The organism is Pseudomonas sp. LB-090624 (genome assembly GCF_003205205.1).
Taxonomy (GTDB): domain Bacteria; phylum Pseudomonadota; class Gammaproteobacteria; order Pseudomonadales; family Pseudomonadaceae; genus Aquipseudomonas.
Genome location: NZ_QJRL01000006.1, coordinates 198021 through 223261, shown reverse-complemented (window position 1 = coordinate 223261; position 25241 = coordinate 198021). Strand labels below are relative to the sequence as shown.

The 25241-nt window shown below is 58.0% G+C and carries 27 protein-coding genes; 13 read left to right on the top strand and 14 right to left on the bottom strand.

Annotated features, from left to right (window positions below; all coding sequences use genetic code 11):
* The 5 genes from DMX11_RS09380 to DMX11_RS09360 form a co-directional block, all read left to right on the top strand.
* On the top strand, nucleotides 1–896 hold an 896-nt coding region (locus DMX11_RS09380; RefSeq protein ID WP_146230347.1), incomplete at its 5' end, for an MFS transporter.
* A gap of 66 nt (nucleotides 897–962) precedes the next feature.
* On the top strand, nucleotides 963–2120 hold the full coding sequence (locus DMX11_RS09375; RefSeq protein WP_110744268.1) for a S9 family peptidase: 1158 nt from the start codon (nucleotides 963–965) through the stop codon (nucleotides 2118–2120).
* Between the two features lie 26 nt (nucleotides 2121–2146).
* Nucleotides 2147–3115: a VOC family protein gene (locus tag DMX11_RS09370; RefSeq protein ID WP_110744267.1), complete on the top strand. Its 969-nt coding sequence runs from the start codon at nucleotides 2147–2149 to the stop codon at nucleotides 3113–3115.
* On the top strand, nucleotides 3112–4092 hold the full coding sequence (locus DMX11_RS09365; protein ID WP_110744266.1) for a fumarylacetoacetate hydrolase family protein: 981 nt from the start codon (nucleotides 3112–3114) through the stop codon (nucleotides 4090–4092). The genes DMX11_RS09370 and DMX11_RS09365 overlap by 4 nt, the downstream gene beginning before the upstream one ends.
* A 60-nt stretch (nucleotides 4093–4152) precedes the next feature.
* On the top strand, nucleotides 4153–4953 hold the full coding sequence (locus DMX11_RS09360; protein WP_110744265.1) for a cyclase family protein: 801 nt from the start codon (nucleotides 4153–4155) through the stop codon (nucleotides 4951–4953).
* A 17-nt stretch (nucleotides 4954–4970) separates the two neighbouring features.
* Here DMX11_RS09360 and DMX11_RS09355 read toward each other — a convergent pair whose 3' ends face one another.
* The 10 genes from DMX11_RS09355 to DMX11_RS09310 all read right to left on the bottom strand — a co-directional run bounded on the left by DMX11_RS09355 (nucleotide 4971) and on the right by DMX11_RS09310 (nucleotide 14347).
* Nucleotides 4971–5609, bottom strand: coding sequence for a TetR/AcrR family transcriptional regulator (locus DMX11_RS09355; protein WP_110744264.1), 639 nt, complete (start codon nucleotides 5607–5609; stop codon nucleotides 4971–4973).
* Between the two features lie 212 nt (nucleotides 5610–5821).
* A complete protein-coding gene (locus tag DMX11_RS09350; RefSeq protein WP_110744263.1) occupies nucleotides 5822–7018 on the bottom strand; it encodes an MFS transporter in 1197 nt (398 codons plus the stop codon).
* Nucleotides 7019–7110: 92 nt separating this feature from the next.
* Nucleotides 7111–7968 carry a LysR family transcriptional regulator gene (locus tag DMX11_RS09345; RefSeq protein ID WP_110744262.1) on the bottom strand — a complete coding sequence of 286 codons (858 nt, stop codon included), beginning with the start codon at nucleotides 7966–7968 and terminating at the stop codon, nucleotides 7111–7113.
* Nucleotides 7969–8049: 81 nt separating this feature from the next.
* A complete protein-coding gene (locus DMX11_RS09340; protein WP_110744261.1) occupies nucleotides 8050–9288 on the bottom strand; it encodes an MFS transporter in 1239 nt (412 codons plus the stop codon).
* A gap of 90 nt (nucleotides 9289–9378) precedes the next feature.
* Nucleotides 9379–10113 (bottom strand): amino acid ABC transporter ATP-binding protein, encoded by a 735-nt coding sequence (locus DMX11_RS09335; protein ID WP_110744260.1) that lies wholly within the window; start codon nucleotides 10111–10113, stop codon nucleotides 9379–9381.
* Nucleotides 10110–10775 carry an amino acid ABC transporter permease gene (locus DMX11_RS09330; protein ID WP_110744259.1) on the bottom strand — a complete coding sequence of 222 codons (666 nt, stop codon included), beginning with the start codon at nucleotides 10773–10775 and terminating at the stop codon, nucleotides 10110–10112. Before DMX11_RS09330 ends, DMX11_RS09335 begins: the two co-directional genes overlap by 4 nt.
* A complete protein-coding gene (locus DMX11_RS09325; protein ID WP_110744258.1) occupies nucleotides 10775–11521 on the bottom strand; it encodes an amino acid ABC transporter permease in 747 nt (248 codons plus the stop codon). Before DMX11_RS09325 ends, DMX11_RS09330 begins: the two co-directional genes overlap by 1 nt.
* Before the next feature lie 82 nt (nucleotides 11522–11603).
* Complete coding sequence (locus tag DMX11_RS09320) at nucleotides 11604–12476, bottom strand: transporter substrate-binding domain-containing protein (protein ID WP_371921786.1); 873 nt, start codon at nucleotides 12474–12476, stop codon at nucleotides 11604–11606.
* 372 nt (nucleotides 12477–12848) lie between these two features.
* On the bottom strand, nucleotides 12849–13313 hold the full coding sequence (locus DMX11_RS09315) for a RidA family protein (RefSeq protein ID WP_110744256.1): 465 nt from the start codon (nucleotides 13311–13313) through the stop codon (nucleotides 12849–12851).
* A gap of 62 nt (nucleotides 13314–13375) precedes the next feature.
* Complete coding sequence (locus DMX11_RS09310) at nucleotides 13376–14347, bottom strand: threonine/serine dehydratase (RefSeq protein ID WP_146230346.1); 972 nt, start codon at nucleotides 14345–14347, stop codon at nucleotides 13376–13378.
* 297 nt (nucleotides 14348–14644) lie between these two features.
* Here DMX11_RS09310 and DMX11_RS09305 point away from each other — a divergent pair, with 297 nt between their 5' ends.
* A complete protein-coding gene (locus tag DMX11_RS09305; protein ID WP_110744254.1) occupies nucleotides 14645–15565 on the top strand; it encodes a LysR family transcriptional regulator in 921 nt (306 codons plus the stop codon).
* A 136-nt stretch (nucleotides 15566–15701) separates the two neighbouring features.
* A complete protein-coding gene (locus DMX11_RS09300) occupies nucleotides 15702–16163 on the top strand; it encodes an anti-virulence regulator CigR family protein (protein ID WP_110744253.1) in 462 nt (153 codons plus the stop codon).
* Between the two features lie 224 nt (nucleotides 16164–16387).
* On the opposite strand, the gene DMX11_RS09295 is transcribed toward DMX11_RS09300, so the two are convergent.
* A complete protein-coding gene (locus DMX11_RS09295) occupies nucleotides 16388–17677 on the bottom strand; it encodes a cation:dicarboxylate symporter family transporter (RefSeq protein WP_110744252.1) in 1290 nt (429 codons plus the stop codon).
* 32 nt (nucleotides 17678–17709) lie between these two features.
* Nucleotides 17710–18123 carry a VOC family protein gene (locus tag DMX11_RS09290; protein WP_110744251.1) on the bottom strand — a complete coding sequence of 138 codons (414 nt, stop codon included), beginning with the start codon at nucleotides 18121–18123 and terminating at the stop codon, nucleotides 17710–17712.
* 90 nt (nucleotides 18124–18213) lie between these two features.
* On the opposite strand from DMX11_RS09290, the gene DMX11_RS09285 reads away from it, so the two are divergent.
* A complete protein-coding gene (locus DMX11_RS09285; RefSeq protein ID WP_110744250.1) occupies nucleotides 18214–19095 on the top strand; it encodes a LysR family transcriptional regulator in 882 nt (293 codons plus the stop codon).
* 109 nt (nucleotides 19096–19204) lie between these two features.
* Nucleotides 19205–19402 carry a DUF1737 domain-containing protein gene (locus DMX11_RS09280; RefSeq protein ID WP_110744249.1) on the top strand — a complete coding sequence of 66 codons (198 nt, stop codon included), beginning with the start codon at nucleotides 19205–19207 and terminating at the stop codon, nucleotides 19400–19402.
* 309 nt (nucleotides 19403–19711) lie between these two features.
* Here the strand turns inward: DMX11_RS09280 and DMX11_RS09275 are convergent, their stop codons facing one another.
* Nucleotides 19712–20875 (bottom strand): AAA family ATPase, encoded by a 1164-nt coding sequence (locus DMX11_RS09275; RefSeq protein WP_110744248.1) that lies wholly within the window; start codon nucleotides 20873–20875, stop codon nucleotides 19712–19714.
* A gap of 121 nt (nucleotides 20876–20996) precedes the next feature.
* Complete coding sequence (gene catR / locus DMX11_RS09270; RefSeq protein ID WP_110744247.1) at nucleotides 20997–21869, bottom strand: HTH-type transcriptional regulator CatR; 873 nt, start codon at nucleotides 21867–21869, stop codon at nucleotides 20997–20999.
* A 135-nt stretch (nucleotides 21870–22004) separates the two neighbouring features.
* Between catR and DMX11_RS09265 the strand changes: the two genes are divergently transcribed.
* The 4 genes from DMX11_RS09265 (at nucleotide 22005) to DMX11_RS09250 (ending at nucleotide 25100) form a co-directional block, all read left to right on the top strand.
* Nucleotides 22005–23126, top strand: a complete 1122-nt coding sequence (locus DMX11_RS09265; protein WP_110744246.1) for a muconate cycloisomerase family protein — start codon at nucleotides 22005–22007, stop codon at nucleotides 23124–23126.
* A gap of 26 nt (nucleotides 23127–23152) precedes the next feature.
* A complete protein-coding gene (catC, locus tag DMX11_RS09260; protein WP_003256111.1) occupies nucleotides 23153–23443 on the top strand; it encodes a muconolactone Delta-isomerase in 291 nt (96 codons plus the stop codon).
* A 43-nt stretch (nucleotides 23444–23486) separates the two neighbouring features.
* A complete protein-coding gene (catA, locus tag DMX11_RS09255) occupies nucleotides 23487–24422 on the top strand; it encodes a catechol 1,2-dioxygenase (protein ID WP_110744245.1) in 936 nt (311 codons plus the stop codon).
* 183 nt (nucleotides 24423–24605) lie between these two features.
* Nucleotides 24606–25100 carry a GNAT family N-acetyltransferase gene (locus DMX11_RS09250; protein ID WP_110744244.1) on the top strand — a complete coding sequence of 165 codons (495 nt, stop codon included), beginning with the start codon at nucleotides 24606–24608 and terminating at the stop codon, nucleotides 25098–25100.
* The last annotated feature ends 141 nt before the right edge of the window (nucleotides 25101–25241 follow it).

The following is a 25241-nucleotide window of genomic DNA, read 5'->3' as shown; positions in this document are numbered from 1 at the left end:
CCGTAGTTGTTGTCCGTGTTGCCACCGTTGCGATAGTCCGAATAGGGACTGGTGTTGTAGATCGCCCCAGCGCGCGCCCAGAAAGCCTTTTGCGCCTGGCCCCGGCCGTTGCACCAATGGTTGGCGGTTGGGTACTTCAAGGCTATGGCTGGCGTTCGATCTTCTTCTTGCAGGCTGCTTTTGCAGCGTTGATGTGGGTTTGGAGTTTGGTCGGTCTGCCGGAAAGCTTACCAATCCGAAGGCGTAATGACCTGCTGCTTCGGACCGTGAGCAGTGCCTACAAAACCACTGCCAGTGATCTCGCCTTTCAGCTGGCGGTGATCGCTAGCAGCCTGGCCTTTTTGGTGTTTTCTGTCTACATCGGGGCTGCCGCAACTTTTGTGACTGAAGTACTCGCCTTGCCGGTGACCGCCTTTGGCTGGCTCTTCATTCCGCTAGTGGCAGGCATGGTGGTGGGCTCCGCTGTGGCGGGACGGCTGGCCGGCAGGGTGCCCCGAATACGTCAATTGATCATCGGTTATGCACTGCTTTTAGGCGCGGGCGTTTGCAATGTGGGTTACTGGGCTTGCGCATCACCCGTCCTGCCATGGTCGGTTTTACCACTTGGCTTGACCACATTCGGACTGGCGCTGATCAACCCTTGCTTGATGCTGATGGCAACAGAGCGACACGCAGCCAATCGGGGGCTTGCCCACTCACTGTTTTCATTCGAGCAAACCTTGGTGTTCGCGGCTGTGACGGCCTGGCTGGCGCCAGTGCTCGCCAGCAGTGGGTTGAATCTGGCCCTGACGGTGCTCGTGGGCGGGATGCTCAGTGCCGGCTGCACAGCCTGGCTATACGCCGTGCAGAAATCGAAGTTGGGAAAGCATTCAGTTATTGCTGAACTAGAATTATAGTTCTATTATTGTCGGCGCTCATTCGTGCATCAGGTCACGCCATATCAATTACACAGGACCCTGACGATGTTTCGCTTTTTTCCAAACAATTATCCCTGGAATCTTGCCGTAGACCTCGCTATCGAAATGGGGGCGCGTATTGGCGAAATACAGCAAATGTGCGCGCCCTTGCTGGAGGCTTCGGAGAAACCGGACGCTGCGGGCAGTCAGGCATTTCGGCAAAGCTGGGCGGACATGGCCGATAAGTTGTGTGCGTTGGCCCAGGAGGACGAAGCCTGCGGGCGCTTGCTCTCTGCGGGCGAGAAGTACAACCGCGCGGCCATTTACTACATGACCTGCGAGCGACTGCAGGGCCATGGCACACCCGGGCGGCTTCAGTTGTACAAACGCTTTCTGGAGGTGTTTGCAAAGGGTATCGCTTTGTCAGGTGAGCCATGCGAACGCATCGAGATCCCTTATGAGGGCACGGTGTTGTCCGCCCTGTACGTAAAGGCCCCGGGTAACAACAGTCGGCTGCCGGTGCTGGTTCAGGTCAACGGTCTGGACTCCAGCAAGGAACTCAAATACCGGGTCGGCTTGCCGGCCTGGCTAGCGCGTCGCGGGGTGTCCTCGCTGATCGTCGATCAGCCAGGCACCGGCGAGGCGATTCGCTTGCACGGCCTGAAGGCGCGCCATGACAGCGAACACTGGGCCAGCGTGATAGTTGACTACCTGCAAACCCGTGACGATGTCGATCCCAAGCGCATTGGCATGGAGGGCGTTTCCCTGGGGGGCTACTACTGCCCGCGTGCGGTGGCTTTCGAACCACGTTTCGCCTGTGGAGTTGTCTGGGGCGCGAACCACGACTGGCGTGATGTGCAACGTAAGCGCCTCGAGCGTGAAGGTGATTTCCCGGTGCCGCATTACTGGGACCACGTTCGCTGGGTGTGGGGCGGTGACGACATCGAGAGCTTCATGGCCATTGCCGAACAGGTTCACCTGGAAGGCATTCTCGACCGTATCCAGGTGCCCTTCCTCGTGACTCATGGGGAAAAAGACTCCCAGATCCCAGTCAAGTGGGCCCACCGCACTTACGAACAACTGATCAACAGCCCCCGACGTGAACTGAAGATTTTCACGGAGCGCGAAGGTGGGGTGCAGCATTCAAGCTTCGACAATTCGATCAACGCTGGCCAATTCATCGCTGATTGGGTGGCTGAAACTCTTGGCGGGCATACGGCCTGAACCATACAAAAATAGAGACAATTGCCATGAATATCATCGGACCTGATTACCTTGTATTTGGTGTGAACGACCTGGACGCGTGCATTCAATACCTCATCGATTACGGACTCAAACCGGTCGATTTGGACGAAAACGGTGGGCTTTTGGAAGCACTCGACGGCACAGGCATTGTGCTGCGGCGTCATTCCGATCAGCGCCTTCCAGCGCCGCTGGAGACTGCAACCCAACTGCGCGAAACCGTCTATGGGGTGATGGGAGAGTCTGACCTCCAGGCGATCGCTGCCGAGCTTGAGAAAGACCGACACGTCGTCTGGGGCGATGATGGTGTGTTGCGCTGTGTGGACGATATGGGCTTTGCGTTGGGTTTCCAGATCACATGCCGACGGGCCATCTCGTTGCCTGCTGAAGCGGTCAATGCCCCGGGCGACCAAGTTCACCGAGCGGTGAATGTGTTAGCAGTGACCGCCGATATGCCCGCATTGCCGCGCAGCCTGTCGCATGTTGTCTACTTTGTACCGGACGCTGCGCGGGCTGAAGCGTTCTACGAACGCCTGGGTTTCGTATGCACTGATCGTTTTACCGATGTCGGACCGTTCCTGCGCCCAGCGGGTACGCAGGATCACCACACCTTGTTCCTGATCCAGACTCCGCCTTTCCTCAAGGGCATCGAGCATTTCACGTTCCACATGGGCGGGCCTACTGACGTGATGGTGGCCGGTACTCGTTTCGTCGAAAAAGGCTACAGCTCTTTCTGGGGGCCTGGACGGCACAAAATGGGCTCCAACTGGTTCTGGTATTTCAACAGTCCTCTGGGCTGCCATGTGGAATACGACGCTGATATGGACCTGCATGACGACCACTGGTTGGCACGCGAAACCCCCGCAGGTGCGGACGGTTCCCAAATTTTCCTGTTTTCCCGGCAGGAAAAGTGGGCACCGGGCGGGCCGCCACCAGGCGCTGGCAAGCCAAATCAATCATCGGGTCCGCTTGAATGAAGCTTGCAACCCTCAAGGACGGGACGCGTGATGGCGTTCTGGTGGTGGTGGCGCGTGACTTAAGTCGCGCGTGCTATGCATCGCCCATCGCCCAGACGCTCCAGCAAGCCATCGAGCAATGGGAAACGGTAGAGCCCAGGTTGAACGCACTTTATCAGGCGCTCAATGAAGAAAACGCTGAGTCCTCATTCTGTTTCGATGCCAGAAACGCGATGGCACCGCTCCCGCGCGCCTACCAATGGCTCGATGGTTCTGCATTTCTCAACCACGGACACCTGATGCAACAAGCATTCGGCCTGCCGCCCATTGAAGATGTGGACCGAATTCCATTGATGTACCAAGGTGGGTCGGATGATTTCCTCGGGCCGCATGATGATATTCAGGCCGCTGACGTTGCGCACGGTGTGGATTTCGAGGGCGAGTTTGCAGTGTTGCTCGACAGCGTGCCGATGGGATGTCCTGCCAGCGACGCAGGTCGGCACATCAAGTTGTTGCTGCAATTGAACGATGTCAGCTTGCGCACCTTGGCGCCTCGTGAAATGAAGACGGGGTTCGGGTTTGTTCAGGCCAAGCCTTCAAGCAGTTTCGCTCCGGTGGCCATCACCCCTGATGAGCTGGGGGCTTGCTGGCATGAGTGGCGTATCCACCTGAACCTTGAGGTGGACTGGAATGGCGAGTGGTTCGGTAATCCCTCGTCGAGCCACATGCATTTCGATTTCGCGCAGTTGATCGCTCACGCTGCGATGACCCGCAGATTAAGCGCTGGGACATTGATCGGCTCTGGAACAGTTTCGAATGCCGGTGGGGAAAGGGGGTGTACGTGCATTTCGGAGCGTCGCGCTATCGAACGCCTCGAAGGGCGGGCTCTCACAGACTTCATGCAATGGGGAGATGTGGTCCGTATGCAGGCGACGGACGAGCGGGGCGCAGCGCCTTTTGGGGTTATCGAACAGCGGGTCGTGCGTCCTGCTCGCTGAGTCACTCATCCCGATCTCCAGGCGCGAGGGCTCCTGGTTATCTCATTGGAGTTTGAATCTATGGATTTCAGTCAGTGTCGTCTCGTGGACATTTCTGTCACGTTAGACAATAACCCATATACCGATCCGCCCCCATTGCTGCCCCGGATCGACTACATGGACCATCAACAAGGCTGGCCAGAAATGGCCGCGCTGTTTCCAGGTTTGGATAAGGATGACCTCCCGGGTAACGAGTCTTGGGCCGCCGAGCGGTTGCATATCACAACGCACAGCGGCACGCATATGGATGCTCCCTGGCACTATGCGTCGACGACTGACCATGCCTTGGACCCTGCTGGAAAGCCTGCCTTTGGCATAGACGAGCTCCCCTTGGAGTGGTGCCTTCGCCCTGGTGTGAAGCTCGACCTGAGGCATTTGCCGGACGGTCATGTTGTGACTGCCCAAGAGCTTGCCGCAGAATTCAGTCAAATAGGCTACACGCTAGCGCCGCTGGACATCGTTCTGATCAACACCCGCGCGGGTGAGCTGTTCGGAGAGCCCGGTTACCTGGATGCAGGCGTTGGCATTGGCCGCGATGCCACGCTGTGGTTGCTCGCCCAGGGCGTTCGGGTCGTGGGCACTGATGCCTGGAGCTGGGATGCACCGTTCAGTCACACCCGAGCCCGCTTCGCGCAGACCGGAGATGCCTCGATCATCTGGGAAGGACACAAGGCGGGACGCGATATCGGCTACGGCCAAATGGAAAAGTTGTCCAACTTGCATGTACTGCCCACATCGGGTTTTTGGGTGAGTTGCTTCCCTTACAAGATACGGGCTGCATCGGCCGGTTTCGTGCGTGCCGTGGCGCTGCTACCAGCCTAGCAAACCGATGGATGGAATTAGGCGTGGGATTGCTTGAGAAAACCAAGGCACATTTGCCCGAGGTCATTTTTCAGGTGGTCCCAGCTGCCTTCACCGGCAGCATCAGGTGCCGAGCCTAGCCCCAAGAATCGAGCAAGTGCAGAGTAGGCGATCACAAAACTATTCAGCACGGCGCGTTCTGGCTCGGGATGACTGATAGAGTCGCGCTGCTCAAGGAGCAAATCTTGGAATGTTTGCTCGGTCTTCAAATGCGCAGCCTTTCCGCAGGCCGCTACCCGCGGATCGCTCGCCTTCGTCATGAATGGCTTCAGGATGCTGGCATGTCTGTGCAGATGCTCGGCCAAGCGGTCGATGAGGGCCGGTACGAGTTCGCTCAAAGATAACTTTCGGGTCTTGAGGGCTTCTATCTCCTGTGCCCACTCTCCCTCCATTTCAGTCATCACATCGATCATGACTGCCAGGAAGAGTTCGTCCTTGCCTTTGAAACGCGCGTAGATAGAGCCCACGGAAACCTTGGAGCGTTTGCTGATACCCGCGATGGTAAGCTGCTCGAATGTTCCCTCACTGAGTATCTCCCGGGTGGCGAGCATCAGGCGCTCAAGAGAGGCGCGACTTCGATCTTGCTGTGGAGCGTTTGCAGCAATAGGCGTGAGCATAGGGTTTCCAGTCGAGAAAACGTCGGTATCCGATCCTATGGGGTAACAGGAGGGGTGTGTCCATTCTAGAACACTCGCTCTAAAGAATGTAGGCGTGTCTTGTAGGATGCTCCGTGGAATTTGCCCATGCGATGGTGTGTGCAGCCCAGCAGCAGGGTAGCGCCCTCGGCGAGGCTCGCCAAAACCTGCCGCGGCATGACAACTGCGCCGGGTCATAGACCCGTGCGAACTGGCCCGGCAGGCGCAGCGCTTAGCTGGGTTAAGGCGATGAATCCCAGGCAACCGATGATCGCGGCCAAGGAGGTGACGCCCATGTTCAGCCCGCAGTAGTCAATCAGGTAGCCGATCAGAACGGGTATAGCGCCGGCCGGTAGATAGCCGCCCATATTGAACACTGCGTTTGCCTCAGCCCTGCGTTCACTCTGAACGTTGTCAGCGATCAGCGTCAAACCTCCCAGTTGTCCCAGGCCCTGGCCTGCACCGGCCAGCAGTGCCGAGATGATCAAGCAGATCACCGACCCCGCTTGCAGCGCAATCCATACGCTGACCATCGAAGCCATCGTGGCAACCCCGCTAAGCGAGAAGACTGTGCGGTGGCCAAGTCGCTTCGCGGCCAATTGCACACCTACGGCTACAACGAACATCGAGAAGGCCATGCAGCCGGTTATCAGCGGGCTGTTCACGCCCAGGAACGTGGCGATCAACTTGGGGCCAAGCGCCAGGATGAACGATGTTGATGTGATACCAGGGCCGAAGAACGCGATACCTAACAGGACGATACCGACGCTTTCTTTCGGTACTCTAGGCAGGCGCGGCTTGAACGAACCCGTGCCCAGTTTACGGTTCTTCTGCAGCATCAGTGCGAGCAAGGCCAGGCAGAGCAGCGCTATCTCGAACCGAAATACGATGTGAATGGGCATTGTGAGGTATTGCGCCACAACGCCCGCCAGCAGCGGCCCGGTACCGGCGCCAAACACCATGGCTATCGAAGCCATCAGCGAAGCGAAATGCTTCTGGTGCGGCTCGGCGTGTTCGATGACGTTGGCCATACCCCCTGATACCACCAGTCCGACTGATATCCCGGTCAAGAAACGCGCGAGCATCAGCGTCCCAATGCTTGCCGCTTGGTCGAACAGGAAGGCTGCGATGATTGCCAGACCGATGCACGGGAGCAACAGCGCTTTGCGCCCAAAATGGTCAGACAGTTGGCCGGCTAGCGTCAACGTGAGCAGCAAGCCTGCGATGTAACACGCAAAAATTACCGTCAGCGTGCCTGAATTGAATCCCAGGCTTCGTTGCCAAAGGCTGTAGAGGGGCGTAGCGGCATTGGACAGAATGAAGATTGCGGTGACAATCCAGGCTGTTCGATACACCGCGAGCGCCCCCTGAATGGGTGAAGTATTGCTCATGATGGGTTCTCTCTGACAAGTGGTTTTGCCAGCTTAATCAGAGGTTACCTGTGAGCCCACTCCCAGAGGATGCAAGTGGTATGTGAAAAAATTCACATGATCTGAGTGGTTTCCAATCCCTGCATGAGGAATTCGACAACCACCCGAATTTTGATGGAGCTGCGCAGGTCCTCATGGAAAGCGAGCCAGATCGGCAGCTCCAGAGGGGGACATTCAGTATCCGCGTTAACCAGTGCATGCTCAGCCGCAAGGAAGTCTGGCAAGTAAACCACGCCGGCTCCCCCTGCTGCAGCGAGTGCCTGGATTCGAAGATCATTGCTGGTCACCGAGACGCGCCTGCCTTTGAGGTGATCCAGCAACCAGCGCTGCTGGATAGATTGACCCATGCTGCGGTCATAGCCGATGAATTCATGATCAGCCGTAACATTCTTCGCCAGATAGTCCTCGGTGGCGTAGGGGAAAAAGCGCAGCGTGCCTAATTTCTTGGCGATCACGCTTTGCTCTTGTGGGCGGGTGAAGGTGATCGCGATATCGGTTTCCTTTCGAGCCAGCGAGGCTGTGGATTTCGCGCCTACTAACCTGAGTTGCAGAAGGGGGTGGCGTGCGCGTAGCGCCCCGAGCCTGCGCGCGACCAGAGTGCCTAGATACGCCGGAGGAGCAGAAAGCGTGAGTTCACCCTCGACGCGGCTTTCCTCACCCTCGACGAAGCGCTCCAAGGCAAACGACGCCGACTCCATGAGCGCCGCGTACTCGCCGACCCGCAAGCCATCTTGGGTGAGTTCGTAAAGGCGGCCTCTGCGATCAACCAGCTTCAGGTTCAATGCGGCTTCAAGTGCAGAGATTCTGCGTGCAATAGTGGCGTGCTCGACGCCTAGCGACCGAGCCGCTGCGGCGAGTGACCCCTCGCGAACGAACGCGTTGAAATATCGAAGGCTATCCCAGTCAAACATGTCGGCCCATCAGGTTAGTGTGCTTGTTAGGCACCATCCTAGCGTATCAAGCCAGCTTGTAGCTCATGCGAGTCGTCTGCTCTACCTCGTCGTTTGTTCGATCCGATGCGAAAGCGCGACAGTCAAGCCAAATGCCAACAGCGCCAAGGCACTGAGAAGATGAATCATGGCGTCGCTACCAAGATTGGATATCACATAGCCGCAAGCAATCGGGGCAAGCGCCTGGGCTAATAGCGCGGGCCTGTTTAGACGCCCTGAGACGGTGACGTAATGCTCTGGCCGCACGACCACCATCGGCAGCGTCGTTTTGACAATCGCCCGCATTCCATTACCCGCGCCGTAGCACGCAAGCCCCAGTGCCACCAGGCTCGGTGCGAAATCAACCATGAACAACCCCACCGCAGTCATTCCACTGGCCAGCAGAGCGGTCATCACGGGGGCTTGTCGCTTCCATAACAAATCCGCTACGCGGCACAATACTTGAGCAGGGCCTATCAAGGCCGCCAGTGCAATTGACGATGCCAGGCTGAAGCCTCGAGCCTGCAGCACGGTGATCAGCACGATGGATATACAAGTCATCAGAGCTGCGGCGATCGCGAAAACGCTCGTCATGATCCAGAACGTGATTGGGTCGAGGTTGGCTGCAGCATAATCAGTGTTGGTTGCTGTTGCGCCTTTCACCCTGCAAGTGGGCAACGCGTAGCGGTACAGGGGCAGCAGTGCGGCCACCGCGAACAAAGAAAAAATGCCACACGTGAGGCGCCAGCCGATGAGATGGTCGAGGAAGGCGAGAAGCGGCCAAATCACTGTGGTGCAGAATCCTGATATGAGGGTGATCCCGACAATGACAGGCTTTGCGTTCATGCCGTAGATGGCGCCCAGCGATGTGAACAACGCACCATAAAGGCCGGCTGCCATTGCGGCGCCGAGAATGACCCACGCCCCCAAATACAGGTAGATATTTACCGAGGTCGCCAGGGCTAGCAGCCCGACAGCCAATAGCACGCTGTGGACGGCCAGCACGCGACGACCTCCGTATGCATTGATCATCCTGGCGCAAAAGGGCGTCAGCAGGCTTGCAGTCAGGAGGCCAACGGATGCCCCGGAGATTACCCACTGGTGCGACCAACCGGTATCTTTGGAAATAGGATCGGCCAACACGCCAAGCAGGTAAAACGATCCGCCCCAGGAGAGGATCTGCAAGATACCTAGCAGACCAATTTTCAAGAGTCCCAGTCGCTCGACTTCAGGCACCGCGCTCAAAAATTTCCCTCCCAGGGTCAAGGTATCAACCATGATTGACGACTGAATCGCAGCCATCAACCACCGTCAAAACCGACAGGCCTGCGCTTACTGGCCCCACTGCGCCGCATCGATGATACAGCATACAATCTCAGGGGAATGCGCTGATCAGTGCTGAAGGATCTTCGAAAGAAATTGACGGGCGCGCTCAGATCGTTGCTCGGGATAGCCGAAGAACTCATCCTTCTTGCAGTCCTCGATGATGCAACCTTTGTCCATGAAGATAACCCGGTCGGCAACTTTTCGCGCAAATCCCATCTCGTGGGTGACGCACATCATGGTCATGCCTTCCTGCGCGAGCTCGACCATGACGTCCAGTACCTCATTGACCATTTCGGGGTCTAAGGCAGACGTGGGCTCGTCAAATAGCATCACGACAGGGTCCATTGCCAAAGCACGAGCGATGGCAACGCGTTGCTGTTGCCCGCCGGAAAGTTGGCCCGGGTGTTTGTGTGCATGCGCCAACAAGCCGACACGATTGAGCAAGACCTTGGCCTTTTCGACAGCGGCCTCTTTGTGGCGGCCAAGGACTTTGATTTGGGCAAGGGTCAGGTTTTCGATGATTGACAGGTGGGGAAACAGTTCAAAGTGTTGAAACACCATGCCGACGCGGGAGCGCAATTTTGGCAGGTCAGTCTTTGCACTTCCGACGGGGGTGCCCTGGACCTGGATGTCGCCCTTCTGGAAGGGTTCCAGTGCGTTGACGCATTTGATCAGCGTGGACTTGCCGGATCCCGAAGGCCCGCACACCACGACCACTTCACCTTGCTTCACCTGGGTGGTGCAGTCTGTGAGCACTTGGAAGTTGCCATACCACTTATTGACGTTTTTGATCTCAATCATACTGCCCACCGTTGTGCCAAGCGTTTTACCAGTCTCGAAGCGCCGAAGCTGATGATGAAGTAAGTGAGGCCGGCGACGATGAGGAACTCGTTGACACGGCCGATAATATCGCCATTGCCGCGGGCAGCATTCAGGAAATCCACGAGCCCAACGGTGTATACCAGTGAGGTGTCTTGAAAGAAAATGATGCTTTGCTGAAGCAACAGCGGCGTCATCTTTCTGAACGCCTGGGGCAATATGATCATGCGCATGGCCTGGGCGCTGCTCATGCCAAGTGCCAAGGAAGCCGCCATTTGCCCCTTCGCTACCGCTTGCACGCCTGCCCGTACGATCTCGCAGAAATAAGCGGCCTCAAACAATATGAAGGCGACGACGCATGAGGCAAACGCGCCCACCGGCATGGGGCGCCCCACGAGCCATTGAAGCATGAAGGGCACTGCGAGGTAGAACCAGGTAATGACCAGCAGCAGCGGCACCGACCGAACGTAATTGACATACAGGCCGGCGGCGCTGGACATCCAACGGTTGGTCGAAAGGCGCATCAATGCCAACAATGTACCTAGAACGGTGCCGCCGAGAACACCGATCGCTAACAACTTAAGCGTCAGCCACATGCCGCTCGCGAGGGCTGGAAGAGCGGGGATAACTTCGGTGAAGTCCATTATTTTGCGCTCATTGTAATAAGGCCCGGCACGCGGGACTTGCGCTCGATGCGTTTCATGATGCCCATGAGCCCCATGTTCAAGGTGAAGTAGATCAGGGTTGCCAAGCTGAAGGCTTCAAAGAGATGGGCGGAAAACTCAGCCGTCTGTTTGGTCTGCGCGAGAAGCTCGAGCAACCCAATCAGCGAGGCGACTGCAGAGTTTTTGAATACAGCGAGAAATTCAGTGGTCAGCGGCGGAATGATGATCCGGTAAGCTTGCGGCAGTAGCACATAACGGTACACGCACCCTACGCTGAAACCCATGGCCTTGCCGGCTGCGGCCTGACCTGCCGGAAGCGCTTCGATACCGGTACGTACCTGCTCGCAGACCCGCGCAGCGGTGAACAAGCCCAGGCACATGACTACACTGATGAGCGACGATGTTGTTGGATCCAGGTCCTGCTTGAACCCGACCTGCCACGAAGGAGGTAAAAGGTCAGGTATCAAGAAATACCAAATGAACAGCTGCACAAGTAATGGGACATTGCGAAACACCTCAACGTAGCAGGTTGCTATACCCGACAGCCATCGCCCTGGCAGCGATCGCATAATACCAAGGAGCGAACCAAGCACGAGCGCGATCATCCAGGCAAGTATCGCAATGGCGAGCGTCCATGCCAGCCCGGATATATACCAGTCCAGGTAGATTTGCGTACCAATACCCGTGGGCTTGAAAAAAATAGCCCAATCCCAATTGTAGTTCATTCGATTAACCGCTCCGGAGTTGCTGAAGGCGTGCTGCACAATTCGTAATGGGTAACAGGGCCCGGTATACGGGAAGCTTGCCTTACAGTGGCGCCGGCTGGTCAGTGGGGTTGGTATAAAGCGCTTTGACTTCTTCGGGCAGCGGGTAGTCGAGGCTCAGACCTTTGGGCGGTATGGGTTGTTGAAACCATTTATGATAGATCGTTTCAATTTCGCCAGATGCATAGAGCGCTTTCACGGCGTTGTCCACCGCTTGCTTGAAGGGGGCATCATGCTTGCGCAACATGCAGCCGTATATTTCATGCGACTGGGCTTTGCCTGCGATTACCCATTTTTCCGGTGTGCGTGATTTTGCCCGTTCACCTGCGAGCAAAGCATCATCCTGAAGCCAGGCAACAGCGCGGCCGGTTTCCAGAATCTGGAATGACTCGCCATGATCTTTCGCTGAAATGATGTTCATCCCGAGCTGCTGGTCAGCATTGGTAGACCGCAGCAACCGCTCCGCGGTGGTACCGGCGGTGGTAACGACATTACGGCCCTGCAGGTCAGATAATTCCTTATAGGGTGAGTCACGGAGGGTGAGCAGGCGAGTGCCTATTTCAAAAATGCCGACCGAGAAGCTGACTTGTTGCTGGCGCTCCAAGTTGTTAGTCGTGGATCCGCACTCAAGATCCACCGTGCCATTCTGAATTAACGGAATGCGTGTCTGCGAGGTAACCAGGTTGTATTTGATGTGAAGGTTCGGCAAGTCGAGTTGATGCTTGAGCGCGTCTACGATTTTAAGCTGGATATCTTGTGAATAGCCGACAGGGACGCCTGACGCGTCGGCGAGGTAGGAGAAAGGGATTGCCGCATCGCGGAACGCTAAGGTAATGGTTTCGCTTTCCTGAATTTTCTTGAGGGTGCCTGTGAGTTCTGTCGCCATCCCGCCTTGGGACAGGAGTGTGAACGACATAGCGAGGGTAGTGGTGAAGACGCGAGTGTTCATAAAATCTCCAGAAATTTGGCCCGAGCTGGACGCTGAGTGGCCACTGCATGATGTTCTATTTGTTGTGGTCAACGGCAGTTTTCTAGAACTGAAAGTTTCGATATGAAACTGACTTGTTTGTTGTTTTTATCACGGTGCGCGCTCATGGCGCCGACCGCCTGGTCCTGCAGTTCATCTGTTGGAGCATGTTGCTGTGATTACTATTGCGCAGGTTTCTGAGCAGTGACATTCCTTTTCAACGAATACCTTGATAGCTTCATCGTATGGCGCTGCGGTGCCGTTTGATTCCCCTCCAGCAGGGTATCGCCATCGAGTACCTGCGCTGCCGGCTTACCCCCTTCATTCGATGGCGAAGACGGCCTCGATCTCTACCGGAGCGCCTCTAGGAAGTGCGGCCACACCCACAGCAGCCCGCGCATGCCCTCCACGTTCAGCACCGAAGAGTTCCACAAACAAATCCGACGCGCCGTCAACGACTTTTGCCTGCTGCTCGAAGCTGGGTAGACATTTGACAAAGCCGTTGACCTTGAGCACGCGGAGTCGATCAAGTCGGCCCTCACTCGCATGGTTGGCGATCGCCAAGAGGTTGAGCGCACACACGCGAGAGGCAGCCTGTGCCGTCTCGAGGTCGATGTCGACGCCGACCGTCCCTTTGTACTGCAGGACATCGTCCTTCAGGCTCACCTGACCTGCTGTATAGATCAGATTGCCAAACCGCGTGTACAGCACATAGTTACCGCCTCGCGTATTGAACGCCGGCAGCTCAAGGCCCATGGCTGTCAGCTTTTCCAGCACCTTGTTCATGTTTGTCTCCACTGTTTTCAGTCATGCGTGAATGCGAGCTGGGGGGCGGATACCGAGCGCGACTACCTTGCCCATGCTTGTTGGAAAACATCAGGGTCGACATTACCGCCGGAGCACACCACAACGATGGTTTTATCTCGATAGCGCGCTCGTTCCCTGATGAGTGCACCCAGTGCCGCGGCACCGCCCGGTTCTACAACCAGTTTCAGAAATTGAAACGCGGCGCGCATGCCAGAAAACGCATCGTCCAGATACGCCACCTCTGCGCGCGGGCGGAGGGGCCTCAACGCTTCGAAGGGCAGAAGCCCAACTGCAGGCCCCGCAATACCGTCAATAAGTGTGTTGGGGAGCTTCTCAAGTTTCACCGGCTTGCCTTGCTTCAGCGCAGTTGCCCATTTGGTGTAGCCGTCGGCCTCTACCAGAACGCTTTCGAATTCACCGAATTTCGACTGCAGCGCCGTCAGCGTGCCTGCAGCCATACCGCCTCCGCTGCAGCCCAACCAGACCGAGTCGAGTCCCGCATCCGCTTCGGCCAGTTGATCGATCACCTCCAGCCCGATGGTGCCCTGGCCTGCCATGATGTGCGGATCATCGAACGGCGATACGAACGTCATGCCACGACTGTTGATCAAACGTCGCGCGACATCCTCGCGATCTTCCCGGTCTTTGTTGTAAAGCACGACCTCCGTACCCCACCAGCGGCAGTTGTCCTGCTTGATGCGCGGTGCATGCTCTGGCATCACAACGACGCATGGGCATCCCCAATGACGGGCCGCCGCAGCAACCGCTTGCCCATGGTTGCCTGCCGAGTAGGTGATGACACCCTTGTCGCGTTCCTCTGATGTCATCTGCGACAGCTTGAACATCGCACCGCGGAACTTGAACGCTCCGGTTTTTTGTAGACATTCAGCTTTCACATATACATTTGCCCCCACCAGCTCATTGAGCATGGGCGAGCTGAGCAGGGGGGTGCGCACAACCTGGCCCTGAAGAGCGCTTCGGGCTTTGGCAATCAGTGCGAGATCAAAATTCAACACAGCGGGACCTCAGCTAAAAAGAGGGGTAGGGCACATGTCAGTCGTATTGACGCGGCAAACTGTGATCAGGTGCACGGTGGGCGAGTGTCCAGGCAGTCGGTATTGTTGGCTCATGACGGACACCTGCGGTTGCGATGCCCTAGTATTTCGGGCTCTGAGCCGAAGGTATATTTCGAATATGCTAATTGCTCGATACGCTGGGCGTATCGGCCCAGGCCATTTGCACGCATCACCGCGTTTGTCATCGCCCCTTAAGGTAGAGTCCCCCTCAGCGAGTCCTGAACCAGGAATTTCATGATCAACTTTCGCCTGATACGCCATCTCTGGCTGTTCTTGGCTGTCGCCGAGGAGCAGCATTTTGGACGCGCAGCCAAGCGGCTGGGCATGTCGCAACCGCCTTTGACCGAGCAGATCAAAGTGCTCGAAGCCTCATTGCGGGTGAAGCTGTTCGAGCGCACAAGCAAAGGTGCGTTTCTGACGCCGGCCGGCTTGGCGATCATGCCGGCAGTGCGCAAGTTCGCCGAGCAGCTTGAACGACTGGAGCTTGCTGTGCACGAGGCTGTTGCTGGCCAGACAGCGGTGCTTACGATTGGCGCCATCAATGCCGCGCTGGTCGAAGTGCTTCCTGGGCTCATCGAGCAGTTGAAGGCGCGTTTCCCGCAGGCATCGGTGTTCATCCGTGAGATCGACAGTGGTGAGGCGGTGCCCTCGCTGGAGACGGGGGATATCGACGTCGCATTCGCCCGCATCGAGGGCGGATATCACGACCCCATCCGCTCGATCCCGCTGGTGCAGGATCGGCTGGCCGTCGCATTATCAATAAACCATCCGCTGGCCAATCAAGCGTCTGTAGATCTACGAGCCTTGGTCGATGATGTCCAGATCATGTTCGCACGCAGCGGTAGCCCGGTCTTTTTCGACTACATCGTTAATTGCTGCCAACAGTGCGGTTTCCGGCCGAAGATCATGCATGAGGTCAGGTCGATCGGTTCCCAGATTTCGTTTGTCAGCTGTGGGCAGGGTATCGCACTGGTGCCGTACGAGCTTCAACGACTAGCGCCCGCCAATGTCGTGATACGCCCCTTGTTGCAGGAGTTTCGCTTGGTCACCAGTGCTTTGGCGTGGAACTCCGCCCGGCATCATCCTCTGGTTGAGGCCCTGATCGAGCTGGTACGTATTCAGTACCCCGTGCCGATAGAATCCGTCAGTGGCTAGAAAACGTCATTTTCCCAGGCGGGAAAGAACGCACTCTGTGGGGAGGCATGACAGGCTGTTGTGAAAGCTAGACGCGGCTTGTGCCCCTGGCGTCGTCTACATTGCATAGAATCCACCATCGCAAAAGGAAGCAGCCATGGCCAGACCCCGGATTTTCGTTGCATGCATTACATCGATGGTAATGGCATTAGCGCCCTGCGTTTCATCGGCTGATCCTGGCAATGGCAAAGGGCAGGGGAACGGGAAGGGCCAGCCTCCACACTCCCAAGGACCTGGCCAGTCAGGTGGCGGCAAGAAGGGGGGCGATCATGGTGGCCGACACGGTGGCCCGTCTATAGACCGTGGTGATGTCCTCGGCATCTTGAGCGGCCACCGGGACTACTGGAGTCCGGGCCCCTCGCTACCACCCGGTATCCAAAAGAATCTCGCTCGTGGCAAGCCGCTTCCTCCAGGAATCGCCAAGAAACTGGACGGTCGCCTGCTCGGCCAGTTGCCGCACTATGACGGCTACGAGTGGATGCAGGCCGGCGCCGATCTGATCCTGGTTGCTGTGGCGACAGGCCTGATTTATGAAGTGCTGAACGGTGCCTTCGACTGAATCCGTGTGCGCCTTGTGCCTCCGACATGGCTGGATACAGCGATGACGTGTTAAAAAAAAATGGAGCAGATCCTCGCAGCCCGTGGTCGATCAAAGGTGGGTCGTGCAGAAACCGGAAATGGAAGAGCATGGCGTTTACCCTATCTTCCATTTCGTCCTGTGAACCTGATCGACTGACTACTGCGCTTCCTTCAGCTTGGCAAAACGCAGTGATACTGGCCGAATCATTGTTCTTGAGGGAGTGCTCTGGCTTCAGCATTACCCTTCACAGGTTCATCACGGTTCAGGGATCGACTTTCCCATTTTGCCACTACCAAGGGGGCCAGCGCGTTGCCTAGCACATTCAGTGCAGTAACCGGCATATCCATTAGCCTGTAAACCCCAGCAATCAAGGCAACGCCCTCCAACGGCAACCCGGCGGCGGTGAGTGTGGCAGTGAGGATGACAAACATGAACCCCGGTACGCCAGCAGCGCCCTTGGAGGTGAGTACCATGATGAAAACAAGCATGATCTGGTCTGCCAGGGCGAGCTCAATATTGTAAACCTGGGCAATAAAGAGTGTCCCTAACCCTGCAAACAAAGAGGCACCATCAAGGTTGAACGAATATCCCAGCGGTATGACCAGCGTGGTGATGTTGCGTGGTACGCCTCTCACTTCGCTCTTGGCCATCAGTTGAGGCATGACCGTCGCGGAGCTGGCACTACTGAATGCCAGCACTAATTCATCCTTGAAAGCCTTGATGATTTCAAAAATGTTTTCGTCGACCAGCTTTGCAATGAAGCCCAGCACCACGATAGCAAAGAATAGTACCGCCAGGTATGTCACGCCGATCAGCTTCGCCAGCGGCAGCAGGGCGTGAATGCCAAAGCTGGATACCGTTACTGCAATCAGGGCAAAAATGCCGATCGGAGAATACGCCATCACCATGTGGGTTACTTTGAACATCGTATCGGCAACGGCTTGTAACGCACCGACCAAGGGAAGTCGCTTTTGCGGTTCCAGAGTAGAAAGCGCCACCCCAAAAATTATCGCAAAAAACAGTACGGAAAGTAGCTTGGCTTCAGCCATCGCCGCGATGATGTTATCCGGGATGATTCCCAGCAGCACATTGCCTAACCCCTGTGATGCGCCCTGCATCGGGGCTTGCACCGTGCTAGTTGCTGTGCTGGAAAAGTCGGCGCCAACGCCAGGCTGGAAAATATTACCCACTAATAATCCGAAAACAATTGCCACGCCGGTCACCGAGAAGAAGTAAACCAACGCCTTTGTTCCCACTCGCCCGAGAGAGCGGCCCCCAGATCCGGCAATCCCCACTACCATGCAGGAGAACACCAGCGGGACGATGATCATTTTCATCAGCTTGATGAAGGCATCGCCCGCGGGCTGAAGGACCTGCGCTACCCACCAGCCTTTTTGATCGGGAAAGTAGTTGAGCAGTAACCCGACAATAACCCCTGAAAACAAGCCGATTGCAATCTGGGTGATCAAGCTGATCTTTTTTTTCGCAGCCATGGTGTTGGGTCTCTTGTTATTATTGGGATGAATCAAGAAGCGAAGACGGCGGAGAGATTTTTAAAGCCTTTGATTTCGATTGGGTTGCCGCTCGGGTCAAGGAAGAACATCGTACATTGCTCCCCGGGCTCCCCCCTGAAACGAATGACTGGGGGGATCTCAAACACCATGTCTTTGGCCTCTAACCGCTGAGCAAGCTCCAGCCAGCGATCAAGCGGCAGTACCACGCCAATATGGGGCATCAGCACCCTATGCTGGCCCACTTTGCCTGTGCGGGTAGTCTTGAATGGCTCACCAAGATGCAGGGAAATCTGATGCCCGAAAAAGTCAAAGTCTACCCAGGTATCAGTGCTTCGCCCCTCGATACATCCCAGGTAATCTTTATAGAATTTTCGGGCGTCTTCAAGGCTGGTAACATGGTAGGCGATATGGAAAGGATTAAACATGGCGACTCTCCTCAGCAGGGGAGAAAAGCTTTTCAGAACGCGCGACGCATGTACACCCACCCACGCTTGGTCTGAGCATAAGGAATCGGTATGGACATCAGAACGCTGGAGGCCGTTATATCTGTCATTGACAATGGGTCAATCGCCAGCGCTGCAAAAAAGTCGAATGTGTCATCGACGGCCATCAGCTTGCGAATTCAAAGCCTCGAGAAAGAACTGGAGTGCGAGCTTTTCAACCGAGATGCTCATTCGATAAGGCCTAATCAGAGGCTAATTGCTGTTACACAAAAAATCCGTGACATCATACTACAAGCCAATGAATTGAAATTCGATCTGCAACTGGATGACTTGCGGGGGGATCTTAATCTTGGCGCGATATCTACCGCATTAACGGGAATCATACCGTCAGCTATCGAACAGTTTTCGGTATGCGCACCTGACGTGAAGCTGAAGATTACCCCAGGCGATTCAAAGCTCCTGTACGATAAACTTGTCGGCGGCGAGCTGGACGCGGCCATTCTCGTCGAGCCACCGTTCAAACCACCTAAGTCTGTAAGGTTATGTTTGCTCCGCGCCGAGCCGCTTGGGCTGCTAAGCGGTACGCCGGTCACTGCAGACGCAGTTTTATCCGCCCTGGAAACTCAGCCCTTCATACGCTACGACGTTAACTCATGGGGCGGATCATTGGCTCAGCGGTACCTTGATGATCGTGACATTGATGTGAGGGTGGGGTGCGATATCGACTCACTGGAGGCCATTGATTTGCTGGTCTCCTATGGTCAGGGAGTATCACTTGTACCTCAGTGGCTCACGACAGGGTCGTTCAATGCTCACTATATTCCCGTCAGTCAGGATACCCGTTACAGCCGAAACATCGTATTGGCTTATAGTGAGTCAAATCGTAACTTGCCAGCCCTTCAGCGCCTTCGGGAGGTTCTCACCGCCCCTCTAGGGTCAGCCCACACAGCCTAGGCTCTGCATGAAAAGCGATGTCGTAGACACCGCATGGAACAATCCAGCCGTGATCCGGCAGAAAACAGTATTCTTGGAAGACACACCTACTGCTGCAAGGACCGAATACATGACCCAACCACCCGATGGCCTGCCGATTTACCGTGTATTGACCGGCCCCGATGACGCGTCTTTTTGCCATCGGGTGAGTGATGCCTTGGAGCTGGGCTATCAACTCCATGGCGGGCCTGCGCTGACGTTCAATGGCAAGAATGTGATCGTAGCTCAGGCAGTCATCTGGCCGGGGGCGCAGGGGATTTCAGCCTGATCGAGGTTTGCCTTGGTTATTGCAGCGCGTGGGAGATCGAGCGCCGCCCGCGCGGCGCATCGCGAGCTGCGCTCGCTCCTACGTTTGTTTCAGGCCAATTATGCCTGTGGAATTTGCGCGCGAACGCCTTGGTGCATGGCGCGATATCGCGTCGTACAAACCAGGCGGTCGCGCGCGTCTGCCACAGGGATACTGGCCCGAAACAAATGTAGGAGCGAGCGCAGCTCGCGATGCGCCGCGCGGGCGGCGCTCGATCTCCCAGGCACCGCAATAACCAAGACGGTCCCCGGGCTATCATTGTCGCCGGGCTCAATCAACCCACCGCCACAGCGGCTCATCCAACATCCCCACCCCGCGTAGTTGGGTTTGCCCTTGTACCTTTTCCAGCTCTAGCACATTGCACCCGTCACACGCCGACAGCGCTGCAATCAATGGCGCACTGTGCGATACCACCCAGACCTGGCTACGGCCAGACGCCCGGATAATCAGCCGCGCCAGGGCCGGCAGCAGGTCGGCGTGCAGGCTGGTTTCCGGTTCGTTCAGCACCATCAACGATGGTGGCCGCGGCGTCAGCAGCGCAGCCATCAGCAACAGATAGCGCAGCGTGCCGTCCGACAATTCAGCACCTTCAAGCGGCCGCAAAAGCCCATGCTGGTGCAGCCGCACACTGAACAGCCCGCCCGGTGGCGCATTGATCTCCAGACGGCTACCGGGGAACGCGTCCTCGAGTGCCTCTTCCAGGTCTTCAACCTCACCAATCTCGACAATGGTCTGCAACGCCGAGGCCAGGTTGCGCCCGTCGTGATGCAGCACCGGTGAGCGAGTCCCCAGTTGTGGCTGACGGCACGGCGCATCACGGTCGATGCGAAAGTGGTCGTAGAACCGCCAGCTGTTGATGAATGCCCGCAGCTCGCCAATTTCCGGGGCCTGCCTTGGCCGGCCAACGATACTGAAGAAGCTCTCGCAGCTGTCGGCATGCTGGTCGAGCACCGTCCAGGCATTGCCCTCGCGGGCCCGTACCAGGGCATTCTTGCGTTCTACCAGCGACGACGAAGGCCGATAGGCCCCGGCAGCCCAGATGACTTCAGTCTTGATTTCGGGGTCAAGCATGAAGGCGGTGGGATAAGGCAGCGGGATCGGCAAGCCGAGGGAGATGGCGAAGCCGAAGTCCTCGGTGGCAAAGCCCAGGCGCAGGCGCCTGGCCTCGCTCGGATGCTGCCCTTGGATCGGTACCTCACCGCGCTTCATGCGCGCACTCATCTCTGGCCCGGCCCACCAGGTCGAATCCAGCCCGCCTTCCCTGGCAAGGGCTTCGATCACACCGCCTTGGGCGGTTTCGGCGAGCAGCCGCAGGGCCTTGTACAAGTTGGACTTGCCGCTGCCGTTGGCACCGGTCACCAGGTTGAGCTGGCCCAAGGGCAGTACGAGGTGATTGATCGAGCGGTAATTGCCGATGGCGAGGGTGGTGAGCATGCGGGGTGTCCGGTTTGAACCTGGCGGTCGATTGTGGCGTAAGCGGGGCGGCCTTTCTACTGCCCGACCGCTGCTGCCCGAGGGTGGCGAACACACAGGCAGCGCAAATGGGGCAGCCTGTTCATCGGGCCTGCTGCTCGATCAATGCCAGGCAACGCTGCACGATCGGGCTTACATCACCTTTGCGCCGGCTGAGGATGATCGGGCTGACAGCGCCACTGTCCAGCAGGCCGACGTATTCGATATCGGTACGGTGCTGCTGCTGCACCGACGCCGGCACCAGGGTAATGCCCACGCCAACGGCCACCAGGCCAATCGCTGTCTGCAGCTCATTGGCCCATTGGCTGACCCGGATGCTCATGCCGTGGTGGGCGAAAAGCGCCAATATATGGTCGGCGTAACTGGGGCGGGGATTGGCTGGGTAGAGGATGAACGCTTCCCCCGCGAGCTGCGACAGGCTCAGGGGCTGGCCCGCCAGCGGGTGGCCCTTGGGCAGCACGGCCACCAGCGGGTCCTCGCACAGTACCTGCTGGTGAATGGCCGGGTCGTCGATGCGGATGCGCCCAAATGCAATATCGATGCGCCCGCTTTTCAAGGCTTCCACCTGCTGCAGCGTGGTCATCTCGCTCAGGCCCAGCTCCAGCTCGCTGTCCTGGCGCAGTTCGCGGATCAGCTCCGGCAGCACGGTGTACAGCGTGGACGGCGCAAAGCCGATACCCAGCCACTGGCGCTGGCCCTGGCCAATACGCAGGGTGTTGTCGCTGATGTTCTGCAACTGCTGCAGCACGGTGCACGTCTGCTCGTAGAAGAACCGGCCGGCCTCGGTCAGCCGCAGCGGGCGTTCGCGCACCACCAGCAGGGTGCCGAGCTGATCTTCCAGCTGGCTGATCTGCCGGCTCAGCGGTGGCTGGGCAATGTGCAGCAGCTCGGCGGCGCGGGTGAAGTTCAGGGTCTCGGCCAGAACCTTGAAATAACGCAGGTGGCGCAGCTCCATCAGACCTCCAGGGTATGGTGGGAGATTCATTTGATATTGGACGCTGGTCAGGGTCTCGCGCAATCCTTGAACAATCAAGTTAATGCACCATTCGGGCCTGCAACTGGCTGCCCGACCTGACGAGACCTGGCAACAATGACAAGCGCGCTGATTGAACGTATCGAGGCAGTGATCGTCGACCTGCCGACCATTCGCCCGCACAAGCTGGCCATGCATACCATGCAGCAGCAGACCTTGGTGGTATTGCGCATCCGCTGCAGCGATGGTGTGGAAGGTATCGGCGAGGCCACCACCATTGGTGGCCTGGCCTATGGCTACGAAAGCCCCGAGGGCATCAAGGCCAATATCGACGCGCACCTGGCCCCGGCGCTGATCGGCCTGCCGGCAGACAACATCAACGCCGCCATGCTCAAACTGGACAAGCTGGCCAAGGGCAACACCTTTGCCAAGTCGGGTATCGAAAGTGCCTTGCTCGACGCCCAGGGCAAGCGCCTGGGCCTGCCGGTCAGCGAACTGCTGGGTGGCCGTGTGCGTGACAGCCTGGAAGTGGCCTGGACCCTGGCCAGCGGCGATACCGCGCGCGACATCGGCGAAGCCCAGCACATGCTGGAAATCCGCCGGCACCGGGTGTTCAAGCTGAAGATCGGCGCCAACCCGGTTGAGCAGGACCTAAGGCACGTAGTGGCGATCAAGCGCGAGCTGGGCGACAGCGCCAGCGTGCGTGTCGATGTCAACCAGTACTGGGATGAGTCCCAGGCTTTGCGAGCCTGCCAGGTGCTCGGCGATAACGGCATCGACCTGATTGAACAACCGATTTCGCGTGTCAACCGCGGTGGTCAGGTGCGCCTTAACCAGCGCAGCCCGGCACCGATCATGGCCGATGAGTCGATCGAAAGCGTCGAAGACGCCTTCAGCCTGGCCGCCGACGGCGCCGCCAGCATCTTCGCCCTGAAAATCGCCAAGAACGGTGGCCCACGTGCCGTGCTGCGCACCGCGCAAATCGCCGAGGCCGCGGGTATTGCCCTGTACGGCGGCACCATGCTCGAAGGCTCGATCGGTACCTTGGCTTCGGCCCATGCCTTCCTGACCCTGCGCCAGCTGACCTGGGGCACTGAGCTGTTCGGGCCATTGCTGCTGACCGAAGAAATCGTCAACGAGCCGCCGCAGTACCGTGACTTCCAGTTGCACATCCCCCGTACACCAGGCCTGGGCCTGACCCTGGACGAACAGCGCCTGGCGCGCTTCGCCCGTCGCTGATTGCATAGCAAGCAAGGAGATGAACCATGTTGTTCCACGTGAAGATGACCGTGAAATTGCCGGTCGACATGGACCCGGCCAAGGCCGCCCAGCTGAAGGCCGACGAAAAGGAACTGGCCCAACGCCTGCAGCGCGAAGGCACCTGGCGCCACCTGTGGCGCATCGCCGGGCACTATGCCAACTACAGCGTGTTCGATGTGCCCAGCGTCGAGGCGCTGCACGACACGTTGATGCAGTTACCGTTGTTTCCGTACATGGACATCGAGGTCGACGGCCTGTGCCGGCACCCCTCGTCGATCCACAGCGACGACCGCTGATCCGCACCTGTCTACCTGACAAGAACAATATGAGGTGAGCACGATGACCGTGAAAATTTCCCACACTGCCGACATTCAAGCCTTCTTCAACCAGGTCGCTGGCCTGGACCATGCCGAGGGCAACCCGCGCTTCAAGCAGATCATCCGCCGCGTACTGCAAGACACCGCACGCCTGGTCGAAGACCTGGAAGTCACCGAGGACGAGTTCTGGCACGCCATTGACTACCTCAACCGCCTGGGCGGCCGTAACGAGGCCGGCTTGCTGGCTGCCGGCCTTGGCATCGAGCACTTCCTCGACCTGTTGCAGGACGCCAAGGACGCCGAAGCCGGCCTGGCCGGTGGCACCCCGCGCACCATCGAAGGGCCGCTTTACGTTGCCGGCGCTCCACTGGCGCAAGGTGAAGTGCGCATGGACGATGGCACCGATCCTGGCGTGGTGATGTTCCTCCAGGGCCAGGTGTTCGATGCCGATGGCAAGCCGCTGGCCGGGGCTACCGTCGACCTGTGGCACGCCAATACCCAAGGCACCTATTCGTACTTCGACTCGAGCCAGTCCGAGTACAACCTGCGCCGCCGTATCATCACCGATGCCGAAGGCCGCTACCGTGCGCGCTCGATCGTGCCGTCGGGTTACGGCTGCGACCCGCAGGGGCCGACCCAGGAATGCCTCGACCTGCTCGGCCGCCACGGCCAGCGCCCGGCGCATGTGCACTTCTTCATCTCGGCACCGGGGCACCGGCACCTGACCACGCAGATCAACTTTGCCGGTGACCAGTACCTGTGGGATGACTTTGCCTACGCCACCCGTGACGGGCTGATCGGCGACCTGCGCTTTGTCGAGGATGCGGCGGCGGCGCATGACCGCGGCGTGCAAGGCGAGCGCTTTGCCGAGCTGGCGTTCGACTTCCACCTGCAGGCGGCCAAGGCGCCAGAGGCCGAGGCGCGCAGTCACCGCCCGCGGGCGTTGCAGGAGGGCTGAGTTTCGGCTTGAGGTCTGCCCCAAGGCCGCGACCATAAGGTCTGCACAACGCCCACGCCCCGCAGACCTCTAGCCATCATCTGCTGTGATTCTTGCCTGGGCCTTTCCGTGCGGGGAGGGCCCGGGCTTTTTACTGCCGCAGGCGGGTGATCTAGAATCGGCAATTTAACCGAGCCCCGCACCATGCTGCCCATCGCGCTGTTGCCCACCACCGCGGACCAGGCCCCGCTGATCCGCAACCTGTACCAGTTTTATGCCTATGAGTCCTCCGACTGGGAACAGGAAGATGTCGAGGTGGACGGCCGCTTCTACATCCACGACGAGCACCTGCAGCGCTATTGGCAGGATGACGGCTGGCGCGCCTGCCTGGTGTTGGCGGACGGCTTCATTGCCGGCTTCGTGCTGGTCGAGCGCAGCGAACTGCCGGGCATCGATGCGCTGGAACTGGCCGACCTGTTCATCCTGAAGAAGTACCGCCGCCAGGGCATCGGCCAGGCAGTGGCATTGCAGCTGCTGGGTGGTGAAGGCGACTGGCTGCTGCGTTGCTACGCGCAAGACCCGCCCGCGGTGGCCTTCTGCAAGGCCGTGCTGGCCAAGCTGTCCCGCCCGGCGCAGGCCATCGCCGTGGATGATGATCCTGATTTGCTCAATTTCCTGGTGACCGGCGCTCGCCACTGAGGTGTTCCTCGCCTTGGTTCGTCCTTGATGAAGGGATGGCGACATTTTTGTGAGCCACTTCACAAAATTGTCATGGGCGGCATAATGCCATCAATGCTCACTCAAGCCCGGCACCCGCTTGCCGGTCTCTTTTCATGCCCT

Bases quoted from the DNA above. Each gene is read 5' to 3' on its own strand.
- DMX11_RS09375 (WP_110744268.1), top strand. From the start codon at position 963: ATGTTTCGCTTTTTTCCAAACAATTATCCCTGGAATCTTGCCGTAGAC.
- DMX11_RS09370 (WP_110744267.1), top strand. From the start codon at position 2,147: ATGAATATCATCGGACCTGATTACCTTGTATTTGGTGTGAACGACCTG.
- DMX11_RS09365 (WP_110744266.1), top strand. From the start codon at position 3,112: ATGAAGCTTGCAACCCTCAAGGACGGGACGCGTGATGGCGTTCTGGTG.
- DMX11_RS09360 (WP_110744265.1), top strand. From the start codon at position 4,153: ATGGATTTCAGTCAGTGTCGTCTCGTGGACATTTCTGTCACGTTAGAC.
- DMX11_RS09355 (WP_110744264.1), bottom strand. From the start codon at position 5,609: ATGCTCACGCCTATTGCTGCAAACGCTCCACAGCAAGATCGAAGTCGC.
- DMX11_RS09350 (WP_110744263.1), bottom strand. From the start codon at position 7,018: ATGAGCAATACTTCACCCATTCAGGGGGCGCTCGCGGTGTATCGAACA.
- DMX11_RS09345 (WP_110744262.1), bottom strand. From the start codon at position 7,968: ATGTTTGACTGGGATAGCCTTCGATATTTCAACGCGTTCGTTCGCGAG.
- DMX11_RS09340 (WP_110744261.1), bottom strand. From the start codon at position 9,288: ATGGCTGCGATTCAGTCGTCAATCATGGTTGATACCTTGACCCTGGGA.
- DMX11_RS09335 (WP_110744260.1), bottom strand. From the start codon at position 10,113: ATGATTGAGATCAAAAACGTCAATAAGTGGTATGGCAACTTCCAAGTG.
- DMX11_RS09330 (WP_110744259.1), bottom strand. From the start codon at position 10,775: ATGGACTTCACCGAAGTTATCCCCGCTCTTCCAGCCCTCGCGAGCGGC.
- DMX11_RS09325 (WP_110744258.1), bottom strand. From the start codon at position 11,521: ATGAACTACAATTGGGATTGGGCTATTTTTTTCAAGCCCACGGGTATT.
- DMX11_RS09320 (WP_371921786.1), bottom strand. From the start codon at position 12,476: ATGTCGTTCACACTCCTGTCCCAAGGCGGGATGGCGACAGAACTCACA.
- DMX11_RS09315 (WP_110744256.1), bottom strand. From the start codon at position 13,313: ATGAACAAGGTGCTGGAAAAGCTGACAGCCATGGGCCTTGAGCTGCCG.
- DMX11_RS09305 (WP_110744254.1), top strand. From the start codon at position 14,645: ATGATCAACTTTCGCCTGATACGCCATCTCTGGCTGTTCTTGGCTGTC.
- DMX11_RS09300 (WP_110744253.1), top strand. From the start codon at position 15,702: ATGGCCAGACCCCGGATTTTCGTTGCATGCATTACATCGATGGTAATG.
- DMX11_RS09295 (WP_110744252.1), bottom strand. From the start codon at position 17,677: ATGGCTGCGAAAAAAAAGATCAGCTTGATCACCCAGATTGCAATCGGC.
- DMX11_RS09290 (WP_110744251.1), bottom strand. From the start codon at position 18,123: ATGTTTAATCCTTTCCATATCGCCTACCATGTTACCAGCCTTGAAGAC.
- DMX11_RS09285 (WP_110744250.1), top strand. From the start codon at position 18,214: ATGGACATCAGAACGCTGGAGGCCGTTATATCTGTCATTGACAATGGG.
- DMX11_RS09280 (WP_110744249.1), top strand. From the start codon at position 19,205: ATGACCCAACCACCCGATGGCCTGCCGATTTACCGTGTATTGACCGGC.
- DMX11_RS09275 (WP_110744248.1), bottom strand. From the start codon at position 20,875: ATGCTCACCACCCTCGCCATCGGCAATTACCGCTCGATCAATCACCTC.
- catR (WP_110744247.1), bottom strand. From the start codon at position 21,869: ATGGAGCTGCGCCACCTGCGTTATTTCAAGGTTCTGGCCGAGACCCTG.
- DMX11_RS09265 (WP_110744246.1), top strand. From the start codon at position 22,005: ATGACAAGCGCGCTGATTGAACGTATCGAGGCAGTGATCGTCGACCTG.
- catC (WP_003256111.1), top strand. From the start codon at position 23,153: ATGTTGTTCCACGTGAAGATGACCGTGAAATTGCCGGTCGACATGGAC.
- catA (WP_110744245.1), top strand. From the start codon at position 23,487: ATGACCGTGAAAATTTCCCACACTGCCGACATTCAAGCCTTCTTCAAC.
- DMX11_RS09250 (WP_110744244.1), top strand. From the start codon at position 24,606: ATGCTGCCCATCGCGCTGTTGCCCACCACCGCGGACCAGGCCCCGCTG.